This window comes from Paenibacillus sp. 32352 (genome assembly GCF_002042965.1).
Taxonomy (GTDB): Bacteria; Bacillota; Bacilli; order Paenibacillales; family NBRC-103111; genus Paenibacillus_S; species Paenibacillus_S vulneris.
This window is the reverse complement of the sequence record NZ_MZNT01000003.1, coordinates 611,527-626,295: the sequence shown is the minus strand read 5'-3', so window position 1 is coordinate 626,295 and position 14,769 is coordinate 611,527. Positions and strand designations below refer to the sequence as shown.

Sequence of the window (14,769 nt, the reverse complement as noted above, 5' to 3'; positions counted from 1 at the left end):
TTGGCTAATGGTAGGCGCTTGCCAGCCCCCATTCCGGACTTTCACCGTAGAGATGACGCCCATGCTGGGCGTACATACAAAAACGGCAGAGCCCTTCTAGGCTCTGCCGTTCCTTTATGTATACCCGCCGATTATTGCACCGACGCTTTTTTCTTCTTGTCGGCATGCTTTTGCGCCGCCAATTCCTTGTGCTTCGCTTTGATGGCTTGTCCAAGCTCCTTTGCCGTCTTACCGGCAGGGTCGATTCCAAGCTTTCCCGCTTCCTGCTGCAGCTTCTCTAGCAGTGCTTGCCGCTTTTGCTCCCTGTTTTGCTTTTGCTTCTCGTGGATTTCCGCCGACAGCTCCTTGGCCGATTTTTGCCCCGGCTCAATTCCAAGCTTGGCCGCTTCCTCCTGGAGCTTCTTTAACCGCTCCTCCTGCTTCTGCTTTGCCAGCTCGGCAGCTTTTTGCTTGATCAGCTCCTGTACTTCCTTGTCCGTCTTGCCCTCCGTGCTGATACCAAGCTTCTCCGCCTTGGCCGCAATCAGCTGCTTCTTCTCTTCTGCCGAAAGCTTCTTCTTCGTATGGGCGCTCTTTTGGACACTGTCTGCTGAAGGCTGTACAGCCTGTGTCTCCGCTGATTCAGCCGCACTCGCTAATCCGCAGCCCAGCAGTAAGCTCCCTGCAATACTGATCGCCGCTATTTTTCTCATGAACATTGTTATTCCCTCCGCCTGCTTCTAATTGGATGAAATCCAGGTGACGGGACCATTGTAACGAGAAATTATGACATATTTATGAAGAAGAGCGGATCATTCAGCCGGCATACGGCAAAATTAACGTATGCTCCCCGCAGCCGAGGCCATTCCTTCTCTAACCAGCTGCAGCATCGCCTCTTTACTATCCGGAGGGCAGGCTATGATACAAGGCTCCGGCTTCATGCCATGGAACGGTTGACCGTCAAAGTCCATGACAAGCCCGCCTGCTTCGCGAACCAGCAGCAGCCCGGAATACAAATCGTCGCCCTCCGATTGATACAGGACAACGCCGTCGATTTGGCCGCGTGCCAGCAGCGTCCACTGCAGGGTAGGCGCCCAGAGCCGCAGCATCCGCTTCGTATGGGACTCTATATGTCCCCTTAAACGGAGGGCAGGCTCATCCCGCTGCACCTGATGGCCTTGAATCCAGCCTACGGTCAGCCGTTTGGGCTCCGGCTTCCATGGCATTCGAAGCTCTTCTGCATTGCAGGTCGCTCCCGATCCCTGCTTGGCAACATAGACCTTATCCTGCATCGTGTCATATATAACTCCAAGCACCGGTACGGATCGATGGATCAATGTAATAGACACGCCGAACAAAGGCAGCCCTATGGCAAAATTATTCGTACCGTCCAGCGGATCAACCATCCAGAGCCAATCTCCTTCGTTCCCGGACAAACCCGCTTCTTCGCTATGTATTTGATGATCCGGGAATACGGTTCTAATGCTGTGCAAAATAATTTGTTCCGCCAATAAGTCGGCTTCCGTCAGCAAATCCCCGTTATCGTCCTTCTCCTCGACCGTAAAGCCCTGCTGAAAAAAATTTCTTGCGACCGCTCCCGCCGCTTTCGCGGCTTGAACCGCAATCTCCTCCGCTAGTGTAATAACAGACTCCATTCACAACCGTCCTCCCTCCGGATTCGCATGCTTTCTTGTCTAGACTCGTCCCCACTCGGCCTGGGAATCTCTGGGGTCCGACATCTCCTTCAGCGAAATACGCGCGCCGAGCGAGCTAAATAACCCGATGGCGTCCTCATAGCCTCGTTCAATGTGCTCGATGCCGGTGATGTTCGTGCTTCCTTCCGCAGCCAATCCCGCTAAGATGAGGCAGGTTCCGGCACGTACATCCGTGGCGTGCACCCAATCCCCCTTCAACAGGACACCGCCTCGAATATAGGCGCTTTCCTTACGGATCGACACGTCCGCGCCCATTCGTTTCAGCTGCATAATATGATTAAATCGTTGAGTGAATACTCTTTCCGTAATGATGCTTTTTCCTGGCGCCTGCGTCAGCAAAGCGGTCAATGGCTGCTGAAGATCGGTTGCAAACGCTGGATACATGCCGGTCCTCACGCGCGTGGCGCGCAGCCGCCCGTAGGAATGGGCCGTTACGCTTTGGTCCCTGATCTCAAGCTCCATTCCGATTTCCTTCAGCTTGGAAAGACAAGCCCCCATATGCTCGGGGATTACATTGTTCACGGTTATGCTTCCGCCCCGCATCCCCGCCGCCATCAGAAACGAGCCTGCAATGAGACGATCCGGGATAACCGAATATTTTCCTCCGCCCAAATAAGGCACACCTTCGATACGGATCTGATCGGTGCCCGCTCCGACAATTCTCGCTCCCAGCTGGTTCAGGAAATTGGCGGTATCGACGACCTCCGGATCCATTGCCGCGTTGAACAGACGGGTGCGGCCTTCGGCGCGAACCGCCGCCAGCATGCAATTAATCGTAGCCCCGGAGGTGATCATATCGAAATAAATGTCGGCCCCATGAAGCTTCTTCGCTTCCACGACATAATGATCATCATAAGTCGTAATATGCGCCCCCATGGCTCTCAGTCCCTTGAGATGCTGATCGATCGGCCTGGAGACAAAATCATCGCCGCCAGGGAAGCCTACCGTCACCTTGCCGAACTTGGCCAGGAGCGACCCTACAAAATAATACGATGCCCGATATGCGGAGGATTTGCCGGGATCGATAAAGGCGCTGTGAATAAAACGGGGATCGATATGCATCTCTCCGTTGGACTGACGCTCAATCTTGAGGCCGATATCCTTGCCGATTTGGCGAATGGTCTTAAAGTCATTGTTATTGGGTATCCCCTCAAGCACGACTGCGGCATCCGCCAAGCAGGTTGCGGCGAGTAAAGCCTGAGAGCTGTTCTTGGAGCCTTGAATCGTTACCGAGCCATGAAGCGGTCCCGACGTTTGCACTTGAATATATCTCACAGTCGTTCCTTCTTTCCTTATACGATGCTCGCGGATAGCAGGCAGAGGATTGCGGATCAATCCTTCTCCAGAACATAGCCGCTTCCGCGGACGGCACTGATGGTAAAAGTGTCTTTTCCGTATTTTTTGCGAATCCGGTAGATCAAAGCATTCAATTCATCCATGCTGACATCCGGAACGCCGTCGGCGCCGGACGTCCTCTCCGGCCATACCGTCTTCTTGATTTCGTCGAACGGGACGAGCTGATTGGCCCGGTCATAGAGCAGCTTGATTAGGCCGTATTCTTTCTCCGACATGACGATGCGCTGTCCTTCCACCGTACATTCCCGCTTCTCCCAGTTGATCGAAAAGCCCAGCTCCTGAAAGTTAAATTGCTGAGTATAGCTAATGGGCTCGAACTCTAACGTTTGATCGGCGAACAAGTAGGAGAAGTGAATGACAACCATCCCTTTGGCAAGCTTGATAATATCGAAGGATTGCAGGGGATGCGGGGTATGGGGCTCAATACGCACTCCGTTGACTTCTGTGCCGTGCCTGCTGCCCATATCGTACAGAACCGCTTTCTCCCCTTCCTTACGAATCATCAAATGCTTACGTGAAATAAAGGCAGTAGAAAAAGAGAGGTCCGGAACCTCATCATTGGACGCACGGCCGACAACCCATTCATCCGCGCTTAAGTTGATGCAGGTTCCTGCCCGGTGGGGCTCCCCCCGGATAATATAAAGACAAGCGTAAGTGTCCAGCTTGATTCCCTCCGATGCCATGCTGTCAATCTAGCAATACTTGATAATGTCTATTATTATTCGATGATACCCATTATAGTAGGGAGCTTCATAGGGAACCATCGAAGTACCCGCAATGATGCGTACTATGTTATTGTACCTTATTTTCAATTCTTATGGTAATCCTCGCATACTGACAAATCCCTTGTGTTTTGCTGATATGTTAGATTTACCAGAAAGCAAACAGAAAGATGGGTCCCTCCTCAAAGTCGGGCGATTCTGTTTTGTAGACTCCGGTTTTTGCGGGGGGACACGAAATTTATGAAGCACTATAAGGGTTCTAAAAAAGCCCCATAACTCCCGCTGATAACGGAAGCCTGGGGCTGCATTGACTGTTTGCTTAAATAGAACACTCTATTAGGAAATAACTGTTAATCCGATTAGATCCCAAACCGGCTTCAGCTTATGCTATGGATGTGGGTGCCCCAAAGGGCGATTGGTATCCGCTGATTGCGCTCAGAATGCGGACCGTCTCTTCATCGCTCATGGAACCGTAACGCTCGACCGCATCGACAATTTTAGGGAATAAGTGGATGTCTCCGGCGCTGGCGAAGCCGGCAATCCCTTGGAACGACAATACAAAACGGACACAGGCATCGATAATTTCCTGGCGGTCGAACGGCTCGTACCACGTTGCATAATTGCGCTCCTGCTGTTCGCCCCAAGGCCCCTTCGCAATAGCCTTGATCACCCTCACCGCTGTGTTCTGCCTTCCGGCCTCCTCCAGCAGTGCATCAAACGCCGTGCGGTACTCCGGAAGGGAATACAGATAATAATTTAACGGCAGCAGCACCGTATCGAATGGAAATCGGTTAAGCGCCTCCAGATGGGTTGACGGAGCCAAATGCCCATGGCCTGTAATGCCGATAGCCCTCACGACACCTTCCTCCTTGGCCTCAAGCAGCGCTTCCAGCGCACCACCCTTCGCTGTGCACTTATTCAGCTCCTCGATCGTTCCAACCGCATGCAGCTGCAGCAAATCGAGATGATCGGTTTGGAGCCGTTCCAGGGAACGATAAATTTGTGCTTTCGCTTGTTCCTTCGTTCGTTCCCCGGTTTTGGTCGCCAGAAAAATATCGCTGCGGATTTTGGGCATCCATGGCCCCATTCTAAGCTCCGCATCACCGTAGCTTGCAGCGGTATCAAAATGGTTGATACCGTGCTGCAAAGCGAACGAGATCGATTCATCCGCTTCACCCTGCGTCACATTGCCCAAGCTTGCTGCCCCAAACATCACGACGGAGCTCTGATGTCCCAATCGGCCGACTTGACGAGTCAACATATCTTTAAGCCTCCTCTTCATTCCTGTGATTTCCTAGATTACCAACCTTTATGTCTAGGATCGTTGAGCGCCTAATGCATTTCGCATACTAAGAATATATTTCGCCGTATCGAGCGGATTGACTCCCCGGCGCGGTCTAGTAATCTCCATACCCGCCGGACATTCTCTATAGCCGTCAAAGCGTGTCGTGAAGGTTCCCCTGCCGCCTGTTAACGTACTTAGCTTGACAGGAAAATCAAGCGATGTAGCTGCCGGAATCGTGCCTTCTACCGTAAACCGCTCGCCATGAATGACCGGATAGTCGAATACGGCACGCATCAGTACGAGCTCGTGCATAATTTTACCGTTCGCTTCCTCCGGTGCGGTAATTCGAAAATGCAGATACGGCTCCATCAGGGTTGTCCCCGTGTTGGCCAAACCATCCATGATCCCCATCGGGGCTGCTAGTACGAAATCAAGCGGATGCGTATGCCAGACGTGATGTTCTCCATCGACCAGCGTCACTTTCAGATCGGTTACCTCCCACCCCCGCAGTCCCTGCTGCAGCGCTTCGGGAACTCTCCGGGCCACCTCGTTCTGATAGCCGGGCAGCAGCCTCTCCGGCTTCACCATCGACCGGTACGCGAGCCCGCTTCCTCTCGGTCCAGGCTCGATGTGAAACTTCAATATAGCCCAGCAAGGCTTAGGCATGGTATAAGCGACGAAGCCGAAGCCGGAGCGCGACGGCGTTTCCTTGTATATGACAGTCGGCTGTCCGAAAGCCGCCTGCAAACCGAATCGGGTCTGCAAGGCATGAGTCAGCACCTCCAGCTGGATCGGGCCCATAATTTTGATATGCAGCTCCCGTTCCTCCTGATGCCATTGCAGGTCCAGCAGCGGGTCCTCGTCGGAAAGCTCCTGCAAAGCAGCTACAAGCTGAGGATAGTCTGATGATTGAACAGGACTTACCTGCACCGTCAGCAGCGGCGTAGTGAGCCTGTGGGCCGGAGGAACAGCGCCGGGATCCCCAATGACATCCCCGATTCGGACACGGCTTAGCCCGCATACGCCCGCAATATCCCCGGCTTCGAGAATCCCTACATCCTCATGATGCCCTGCATGAACTTTGCGGATTTGGGTTACCTTCTCGTCCATCTCTTGGGTCGTATTGCGAACAACGTCCCGATTTTGTATACGTCCCCCGTACAAACGAACCATCGCAATTTTTCCCATCGCCTTATCCCGTTCCAGACGGAATACGACTCCCGAGAGCGGATTCTCCGGTTTCCCCGCAGGCGGGGGCAAGTAGTCGACAATGGCATTCATCAGTTCCCGTATGCCTACCCCTTTGCTGGCCGCACCGAACAGAACCGGATAAACAACCGCTTGGCGGGTAAGACCGGTTAATCGCTCGAATAATACCGATTCCGGCACCGCTTCTCCGCTAATATAGGAATGCAGCAGCGACTCGTCGTGTTCGGCCAATCGCTCCAGCACGCCTTCATAAAGCTGCTGCATCGCCTTCATTCGATGAGGCTCTTCGGTTTCTAGACCTTCCCTCAGTCCCCGTACGCCATGGAAGGATTCCTCGACTCCATCGTACAGCTGGACGGGAATAAGATCCGGCGATAAATATTGGTTCATTTCCTTCAAGACGCGTTGTGCGTCGGCGCCGATTCGATCCATTTTGTTGATCAGGATTATCGTCGGGATTCGCAGCGTGCGAAGCGCATTCCACAGCGTTTCCGTATGGGCTTGAACGCCCTCGACCGCCGAAACGATAAGAATGGCACCGTCCAGTACCCGCAGCGACCGCTCCACCTCCGATGAAAAATCGACGTGTCCCGGCGTATCGATCAAATTCACCGTGCATCCGTTCCATTGAAATACGGTGGTCGCTGCACGAACGGATATGCCCCGTTCCCGCTCCACATCCAGCCAGTCGGTCTGGGCTGTCCCTGCGTCTACCCTGCCAAGGGAACGAATCCGTCCGCTCTCGAACAGCATATGTTCGGTCGTTGTTGTCTTCCCGGCGTCGACGTGAGCAACAATGCCGATATTTCTAATGCCAATTGAATTAGGTAAGCTCATGCTGCCGCTTCTTTAAGCGGTTCACCTCATCTTTCTTCGCTTCGGTCTGTAGCCGGAGGAGGAGCCACGGATAACGCTGATATCTCCTCCCGCCATTCCTGTGTCATCGGGATATTCAGTGCTGCCAGGGACGGCTCCAGCTGCTCCACATTCCGTGCTCCGATGATCGGAGCCGTAACGGCGGGATGGCTCATAACCCATGATACAGCCAACGACGCCGGATGCACGTCATGCTCCAGCGCATAATCCGTAAACTTATCGGCAATAGCATAATAAACTTCATCACGGTAACGCTCGGTATAATTTTTCTGATCGACCAAGCGCCCTTGGGCGGGCTTCCTGTCCTTCCCGTATTTTCCTGTCAGCAATCCCCCGCCAAGAGGGCTGTATGAAATGACGCCGATTTGCTCCGAAGCGGCCAATGGCAGGATTTCAACCTCTGCCTGGCGCTTGGCCAGATTATACATCGGCTGGATGCATTCGAACCGGGCAAGCCCCTCTCTCGCTGAAATCCCCTGTGCCTTCGCTATCTGCCAGGCCGCCCAGTTGCTGACGGCGGGATACAGGATTTTCCCCTGCCTTTGAAGGTCGTCCAGCGCCCGCAGCGTCTCCTCCATCGGGGTCTTGGGATCAAAGTGATGAACAAAATATATATCGAGCCGGTCCGTACCAAGCCGCTTCAAGCTTTGCTCCACCGCAAGCATAATATGACGGCGAGACAGTCCTTTGGCGTTCACATCCTGTCCCATCGCGAAGTTCACTTTGGACGTCAGCACAATCTCATCACGGCAATCCGCGATGCATCTTCCCAATATTTCTTCCGATAGCCCCCGGTTATACACGTTGGCCGTATCGAAGAAATTAATGCCTGCTTCTCTGCAGCGGCGAAACATGGCCCTGGACTCTTCTTCATCCGCCGGACCCCCGAATGACATCGTACCGAAGCAAAGGCTTGATACTTGAATTCCTGTTTTTCCTAATGTCCGGTATTCCATTCTTCCTACCTCCTGGTTATTTGATCATTGCTCAATCTCACTCTGATGCCCTCTCATTTGCGGCGAGCCAGGCATCAGCTGCATAAATTCGATCCGGTTTCCGTCCGGGTCTCTTGCCCAGCATTGGTAGTTCGTATCCTTCCCTTGCTTGGGCTCAACGTCCAAAGGGATCCCGTGCTTTTTTAAATGACCGGCAATCTCATCAATATTCTCTACTTCCAAACAAAGATGATTAAATCCAATAGGCCGATGAACGGGCTCCGGCTTGTTCAAGCCGCCGTAAAACAGCTCAAGAAACTGCCCCTCACACACCCGCAAGTAAACGATCCAAGGCTTGTCCTCTGCATCATGCAGCTCAAAGGCTTTGGCAAAGCCAAGCACATCGCAATAAAAATGAAGCGATTTCACCATATCCTCCACCGTAAGCGCCAAATGTCCGATCCGTTTGATTAGCATCCTTACTACCTCCCGTTATCTGAATCCGTCTCCTGCAGGTGTTGTATGAAACTGTGGCTGCCTCTTATCATCATATAAAATATTTCGAAGAAATATAAGGACTGACGATGACTTCATTTAGTTACTTCAAGGTAAGGATGCCTGGCGCTATCTGTTTGCTTCCTCCGCAGCAGGTTAAAACAAAAAACCCGGTCATGGACCGGGCTGCTTCACTTATCGTTTCCCTTTTATCGGGTATGCCGTTTTTCGGCCTCTTCTCGACCTGACGCTTGCTGTTGAAGCCTTAGCGCCGCTGAATGAGCTGATCAATTTAAAAATCGGGCCCATTTGTTGAAACAGCTTGAACATTTGCTGCGCCTTGGTCATCATCGATATGATGCCGTCAATGCCTCCAAAGCCGCTCAAAAAAGATCCTATGCCTCTTGTATTTCCGGCTTCTGCGGCAGCCGTTTCCTGGGCTGCAGGCAGGGCGCCGGCAGCTCCGCCGCCTCCATCAAAAAAGCCGTTGATGCCTGCTGATCTTGAAGACATAATGTCACTGTCGGTAAACGTATCTCTAGACATGCTGTTTCTTGCTGGTCTGGTCCTCGATGATGGTGCTTTGCGAGGGCTCGCCGTTCTCTTCGGTCCGCGGGCCGACGTCCTTGCCGAAGGTTTGGAGGCATGCATAGATGGCCTCGTCGTTCTGGACACCATGGTCTTTTTCATACGAATCCCTTTCCTTTGCAGTATCCTCATTTTGTACGGGAGTGGAATGCCGCCTGATACTCTCCCACTTGGTTCTGTACTGTACACTATGCGGTAATGGCCGCGATAGCTTGGGTACATGAACCGCCTGCCGATAATTGTGTGTCTGTCCATCGAATGAGGAAGGAGCAATAACTGTTCTGCATCTCCTTGTCAAAAGCCTTAACGCTTGAGCAAGGGCGGGGAACTGGATATGGAAGGATTCGCTTGAAATACCTCTTGTTCAAAGGTACATGCTCCCTGAGGTCAAAAAAAGATCACCGGAATTCCGGCGATCTCTCAATGTCTCTCCAGAGGATAGGAGCCGCTAGCTCTGCGAAGGAACGGTAACCCAGCCCTGGTAGATAGAATAATAGAACATGAATGTGGAGATGGCTCCCAAAACCAGCATAAGGAAGCCGAGCTTTGTTTTTTTCTGGAAAAACAACACGACCGCACCGCTAAAAAAGGACCCCATAATTAAAATAAACAAGATGAACAATACTATCATTCCTGCGAATCTCCTTTTTCGAACCGTTTCTCATTTCTTGCATCTACCCTACTTTACCATTTTTTTCGCTAAAAGCCAAAAAAGCCAGGATACATAAGCTTTCCCTGCATCCTAGACTCGATTATCCTGAATAAGCAAAAACAGTCCGGAACGCTGCTCCGAACGGTTCTCCTCCACATGCAGGCCCCACAGCTGGTTATTGAAGACTCTCCGCCATGCTTACCAGCTGCTTGTCGTCAATATCTCTTCCCGAGATACTGGTATAGGTATCTCCTTCCAGCCAATCGAGCCGGGAATGATTGTCCTTCGTTTTGACGAGAAGCGCCTTGCTGCCTCTTAAAAAGATCTCCTCCATGCTCTCGGGCAGCGTAACGCCTGTAGTCAGCGCACTGCGGGGAGCCAGCTTATTGTACAAAACCCTCAGCAAATAGTTCTCTTCATTGGTATATACCAAAACAATGTTCCTGGATTTGGTTTCCTGTCCGCTCAAAAATACCAAAGCCTCTTCAAAATGGTAGCCATCCGGCAAAATCTGCGGAATCCCCAGCTGAAAATCCGCATACTGCCGCGCCTCCTCAGCTGTCACCTTCAAAGGATGTTGAATGCCGCTAACGGGCTGCGTTAGCTCCGATCCATCCGATTCTTTATTCGGCGGTGCAGCGACTTTGGCTGATTTTTGCGCCGGAGTCGTCGTACCAAACGCAAAGCCGCCAATGATCAAAATGACCGCAAACGAGCATACGGACAGCATCAGCCTGAAACGTCTGCGGCGCAGCACCTTCCTTTGGAGAACAGGGGCTATATCGTTCCATGCCTCCATCAGCTGTTCCGCTTGAACTCCGGCATCAGACTTACAGCCAGCAGCCGTTTGATGCTTCAAGACCGCTCCTTCAATCATTCGCATTAAATGCTCTTTGATCTGAATTTCATTCTTGTCTGCAAAACGTCTTGACGCCGCCTGCAGAAAGACCGTCTTGACGACAAGCCTCGCGTTCGTCTCGTTCAGCCCCAAGAGCAGACCCGATGCAGCAGCCAGTCGGACATACTCCTCGAACAAAGCGTACTGGACGGAAGACTTGAGAGCAGTGATATCCTCCTTAAATAACAGCAGCCATCCCGTATTCATAAGACCTCCCCAAAGCTTATTCGCTCAAATTCATGCCATCGATAATCCGGTTCAGCACGCCTACCTCGAGCGCGCCCTTAACAATGACATTGATTTCCCCAACATTAAGCTCCAGCTCATTGACAGCTGCAGCGGGTTTTGTTAATTCCCGTTTGCCGTCCGGCAAATCCGCATGATCACTATAGGAGCGTTTGCGGACCAGGATCGAGAGCTGCTCAGGCACGTTCTCCTTAACATAGACCAGCTTGGCAGCGCTGGCCTTGGGCTGGCCGATGGTTATATGGATCGTGACCTCTTGTAATGTATAGCCATCGGGAATATATTTCGGCTCAGGCAGCGCGAACTGCGTCCTGGCGGCCGCTTCCTCCATCGTCACCTTTTCCCGCCGAAAGGCGTTTTCTTCCGGCAAATCCCGATTATCCTTCACTGGTTGAACAGGAAGCTCGTCATCTGGCGGCGGCGGAGCTGTCTTGGCTCCGGCTGTTGATTGGTCCGTACTAGCCACATTCAGGCTCACCGAGCCGCCTTTTACTTTATAGACCATCTCAAACATCGGACGAAACGCTTCCGTAGGCTGCAGGGATTGAAATAAAAAGGTGCCCAAACCTAAAGATGCAGCGGCAAGCCCGCTCCATTTGGCTGCGCGAAGAAATCGGACCCTCTGCCGTTCCTTGCGAAGCTTGGAGCGAATTCGCTGCCACGAGGAATCGGCGTCAGGCACAGCAATCTCGTCAAGCTCACTCCTGCGGACAGCTTCTTCAAACATACGATCAAATTCAGCCTCAAAATCGGATCTGTTCAAGGCTCGTTCACCTTCCAATCACGCTGCAGTTTTTTCTTGATAGCTTCCCTGGAGCGGTGCAGCGTTTGACGGATCTTCTCCTCCGTGACGCCTAACCGATCCGCCATTTCCTTGTAGGATAAACATTCGGTCCAACGCATTTGGATCACCTGACGATAAATCGGCTTCAGCTGATGAATATAATGAATGATAGCCTCCTCGAGCAGCTTGGCCTCCACTTCGGATTCGGTAGAGAAAGCCGGATGATGCGGCAGAGGAACGGCATTTTCAATATAGACGTCATCAGAAAGAAGTTCGTCACGCCTTTTTTTATTTTTTCTTAAATAACTTATGGTTGCGTTGCGGGCAACAGCCCGAATCCAGGCGTGAAGCCGGACTTCTTCGATATCATGGGGGCTTTTTCGAATAATGGTCAAAAAGGTATCCTGAATAATATCTTCCGTAGTCGGATGATCCTTCACAATATAGAGGATTAACGGGTAGACGAGCCTGTAAAACTCTTTATATACTTGCTCCTGCAGCATCGGGTCAATAGACCTGATATCGCCGGTCAATAGCAACAATATCGATTTTGACATGATTCCTCCGAATAAGTACGGTTTACAATTCTGCTCCATCATATAATGCATCGATGGTGAATTGCAGTACTTTTTCAAACTTTTTCCATATCCGAAATCGATCCGTTCACAATTCGGACAAAATTTTCCATATTACCAACTCAATGAAAATTCCACTTTTATGTATAATCATGCACGACTCCCTGCAAAAAAGGCTGCCGAGATGATCTCAACAGCCTGATACAGCAGGAACAACACACTTCCTAACATGGAGCTATGCTTGAACGGCTTGCCGCAAAGAGATTTTGCCTTAGGAGAACAAAGACGCCTCCGCGTGTACCTTCCAGTTTATTCCCCTGATTCATCAAACCATTTGGCGTAAGCGCCGTAGCCTTCCTTCTCCAGCTGATCCTTCGGTATAAACCGAAGCGCGGCGGAATTGATGCAGTAGCGCAGTCCCCCCGCTTCCTTCGGCCCATCCGTAAATACGTGGCCCAAATGGGAGTCGGCCTCCCGGCTCCGAACTTCGGTACGAATCATAAAATGGCTGTAGTCCTGCTTTTCCTTAACGTTAGCCGATATCAGCGGTTTGGTAAAGCTCGGCCAGCCGCAGCCGGAATCGAACTTATCCCTGGAGCTGAACAGAGGCTCTCCCGATACGATATCTACATAAATTCCTTCTTCGTGATGGTCCCAGAACTCGTTTTGAAACGGGGGCTCGGTGGCGTTGTTTTGTGTGACCTCGTATTGCAGCGGGGTCAATTGGCCTTTGCGCTGCTCTTTATCCCGGGCCGTGTTCCAATGCTGTTCGATAAAAGCATCCCGCCCCGAGCCTTTTCTGTACATTTTGTATCGAAGCGGATTTTTCACATAGTAATCCTGATGATATTCCTCCGCCTCGTAAAATTCAGTGGCAGGCACAATCTCCGTCACAACCGGACGATCAAACCGGCCGCTCTGTTCGAGCGCAGCCTTCGATGCTTCCGCCTTCTGCCGCTGCTCCTCGGTATGATAGAAAATGGCTGTGCGGTAAGACGGCCCTCTATCATGGAACTGGCCGCCGGTATCGGTCGGATCGATCTGGCGCCAGAACGTATCCAGCAGCTTTTCATATGGAAATATTTGCGGGTCAAACGTAATTTGAACCGCTTCGGCATGCCCTGTCGTCTCGGAGCATACCTCCTGGTAGGTCGGGTTCGGTTTATGTCCCCCCGTATACCCTGACACAACCTTCACGATGCCCGGCAGCTGGTCGAAAGGGGTGACCATGCACCAGAAGCATCCTCCCGCAAATGTAGCCAGTTCCAGCCCGCTTTCCTGATTTGTATTGGTTTCCACAGCTACTCACTCCTCTGTCTTAGGTACTTATCCATATACATACCATCATACCAAGAATTCGGCAAGCAACCAAATGGAATGCCGGCGCCTTTTACAGAGGTGCGGGATCAGCTTCCTGACGGTCCAAATGAAGACGGATCAGCATTCCTGCTTGGACAAGTCCGGCCCCAAACCCGTATAAAAGGGCGCTGTCCCCATTATGCACCTTGCCTTCTCTGAGTCCCAAATCCAGCGCAAGCGGGATAGTAGCTGCCGATGTATTGCCGAAATGCACCAGACTGTACAACGCTTTCTCCATAGGAATACCGCTCCGTTCGCAGAGAGGCTCTATCATTCTCAGGTTCGCGCTGTGAGGGATGAACCAATCGACCTGTTCCAAATCCATATGCGCCTTCCGGAGTACTTCCTTCATTCCATCCGGCACCGTCCTTACAACCCATTTGAATACTTCCCTGCCGTTCTGAACTAGCAGCTGCTTATCGATTAATTCAATCCCGTTCCACTGGTTAGCAATCCGGGTTTGATAAATATGTGTGCCGCCGCTGCCGTCCGTAGACAAATGGGCAGACAGGAAGCTGGACGGAAGGTCTCCATCCTCCCGTTCCACGAGCACGGCACCTGCACCGTCCCCGAACAATACGCATGTCGTCCGGTCTGTGTAATCCGTAATTTTAGTCAGCGTCTCCGCTCCTATGACCAATATTTTGCGATGCAATCCCGATGCGATCAGTCCGTTCGCCATATGTAGACCGTAGACGAATCCGGCGCAGGCAGCACTAACATCGATAGCCCCAGTGGAAGCCGAAATGCCAAGACGGTCCTGTAAAATCGAAGCGGTGCTCGGAAAAGGAAAATCGGGAGTGCTGGTAGCCACGATAATAAAATCGACGTCGGATACGGACTTTCCGTACCGGTACATCATATCTTTTACGGCAGCCTCGCACAAATCGCTTGTATATTGTTTGGGTTCACTGATTCTTCGCTCACGGATGCCTGTGCGCTGAACGATCCATTCATCGCTGGTCTCCACCATGCCCTCCAAATCGTGATTCGTCAATCGTTTTTCAGGCACGTAGGTGCCAATTGCGGTTATTCTGGCTTTTTGGATTTCCACAGCCCATCATCCTTTTTTATTATCAAGTATTAGTACCTAGT

15 protein-coding genes are annotated in these 14,769 nt (G+C 51.8%); all 15 read right to left on the bottom strand.

Annotated elements, in window-relative coordinates; translation table 11 throughout:
• Positions 1-131: 131 nt before the first annotated feature.
• Positions 132-698: a hypothetical protein gene (locus B1728_RS10535; RefSeq protein ID WP_079910136.1), complete on the bottom strand. Its 567-nt coding sequence runs from the start codon at positions 696-698 to the stop codon at positions 132-134.
• 117 nt (positions 699-815) lie between these two features.
• Complete coding sequence (locus tag B1728_RS10530) at positions 816-1,634, bottom strand: inositol monophosphatase family protein (RefSeq protein ID WP_079910135.1); 819 nt, start codon at positions 1,632-1,634, stop codon at positions 816-818.
• Between the two features lie 39 nt (positions 1,635-1,673).
• Positions 1,674-2,969 (bottom strand): UDP-N-acetylglucosamine 1-carboxyvinyltransferase, encoded by a 1,296-nt coding sequence (murA, locus tag B1728_RS10525; RefSeq protein WP_079910182.1) that lies wholly within the window; start codon positions 2,967-2,969, stop codon positions 1,674-1,676.
• Between the two features lie 56 nt (positions 2,970-3,025).
• Entirely contained in the window at positions 3,026-3,733 is a 708-nt protein-coding gene (locus tag B1728_RS10520) for an FHA domain-containing protein (RefSeq protein WP_225948177.1), read from the bottom strand.
• A 421-nt stretch (positions 3,734-4,154) separates the two neighbouring features.
• Positions 4,155-5,033, bottom strand: a complete 879-nt coding sequence (locus B1728_RS10515; RefSeq protein ID WP_079910134.1) for an aldo/keto reductase — start codon at positions 5,031-5,033, stop codon at positions 4,155-4,157.
• A 54-nt stretch (positions 5,034-5,087) separates the two neighbouring features.
• Entirely contained in the window at positions 5,088-7,103 is a 2,016-nt protein-coding gene (locus B1728_RS10510) for a GTP-binding protein (RefSeq protein WP_079910133.1), read from the bottom strand.
• Between the two features lie 26 nt (positions 7,104-7,129).
• Positions 7,130-8,098 carry an aldo/keto reductase gene (locus B1728_RS10505; protein WP_079910132.1) on the bottom strand — a complete coding sequence of 323 codons (969 nt, stop codon included), beginning with the start codon at positions 8,096-8,098 and terminating at the stop codon, positions 7,130-7,132.
• Between the two features lie 24 nt (positions 8,099-8,122).
• Positions 8,123-8,554: a VOC family protein gene (locus tag B1728_RS10500; protein ID WP_079910131.1), complete on the bottom strand. Its 432-nt coding sequence runs from the start codon at positions 8,552-8,554 to the stop codon at positions 8,123-8,125.
• Between the two features lie 213 nt (positions 8,555-8,767).
• Complete coding sequence (locus tag B1728_RS35760) at positions 8,768-9,262, bottom strand: hypothetical protein (RefSeq protein WP_144027824.1); 495 nt, start codon at positions 9,260-9,262, stop codon at positions 8,768-8,770.
• Between the two features lie 346 nt (positions 9,263-9,608).
• Positions 9,609-9,791 (bottom strand): hypothetical protein, encoded by a 183-nt coding sequence (locus B1728_RS10485; RefSeq protein ID WP_079910128.1) that lies wholly within the window; start codon positions 9,789-9,791, stop codon positions 9,609-9,611.
• A 196-nt stretch (positions 9,792-9,987) separates the two neighbouring features.
• A complete protein-coding gene (locus B1728_RS10480; protein WP_079910127.1) occupies positions 9,988-10,917 on the bottom strand; it encodes a DUF4367 domain-containing protein in 930 nt (309 codons plus the stop codon).
• Between the two features lie 16 nt (positions 10,918-10,933).
• Positions 10,934-11,719, bottom strand: a complete 786-nt coding sequence (locus tag B1728_RS10475) for a hypothetical protein (protein ID WP_079910126.1) — start codon at positions 11,717-11,719, stop codon at positions 10,934-10,936.
• On the bottom strand, positions 11,716-12,297 hold the full coding sequence (locus B1728_RS10470; protein ID WP_144027823.1) for an RNA polymerase sigma factor: 582 nt from the start codon (positions 12,295-12,297) through the stop codon (positions 11,716-11,718). Before B1728_RS10470 ends, B1728_RS10475 begins: the two co-directional genes overlap by 4 nt.
• A 327-nt stretch (positions 12,298-12,624) precedes the next feature.
• Positions 12,625-13,614, bottom strand: a complete 990-nt coding sequence (msrA, locus tag B1728_RS10465; RefSeq protein ID WP_256865316.1) for a peptide-methionine (S)-S-oxide reductase MsrA — start codon at positions 13,612-13,614, stop codon at positions 12,625-12,627.
• Positions 13,615-13,705: 91 nt separating this feature from the next.
• A complete protein-coding gene (locus B1728_RS10460) occupies positions 13,706-14,728 on the bottom strand; it encodes a ketoacyl-ACP synthase III (protein ID WP_079910124.1) in 1,023 nt (340 codons plus the stop codon).
• Between the last annotated feature and the right edge of the window lie 41 nt (positions 14,729-14,769).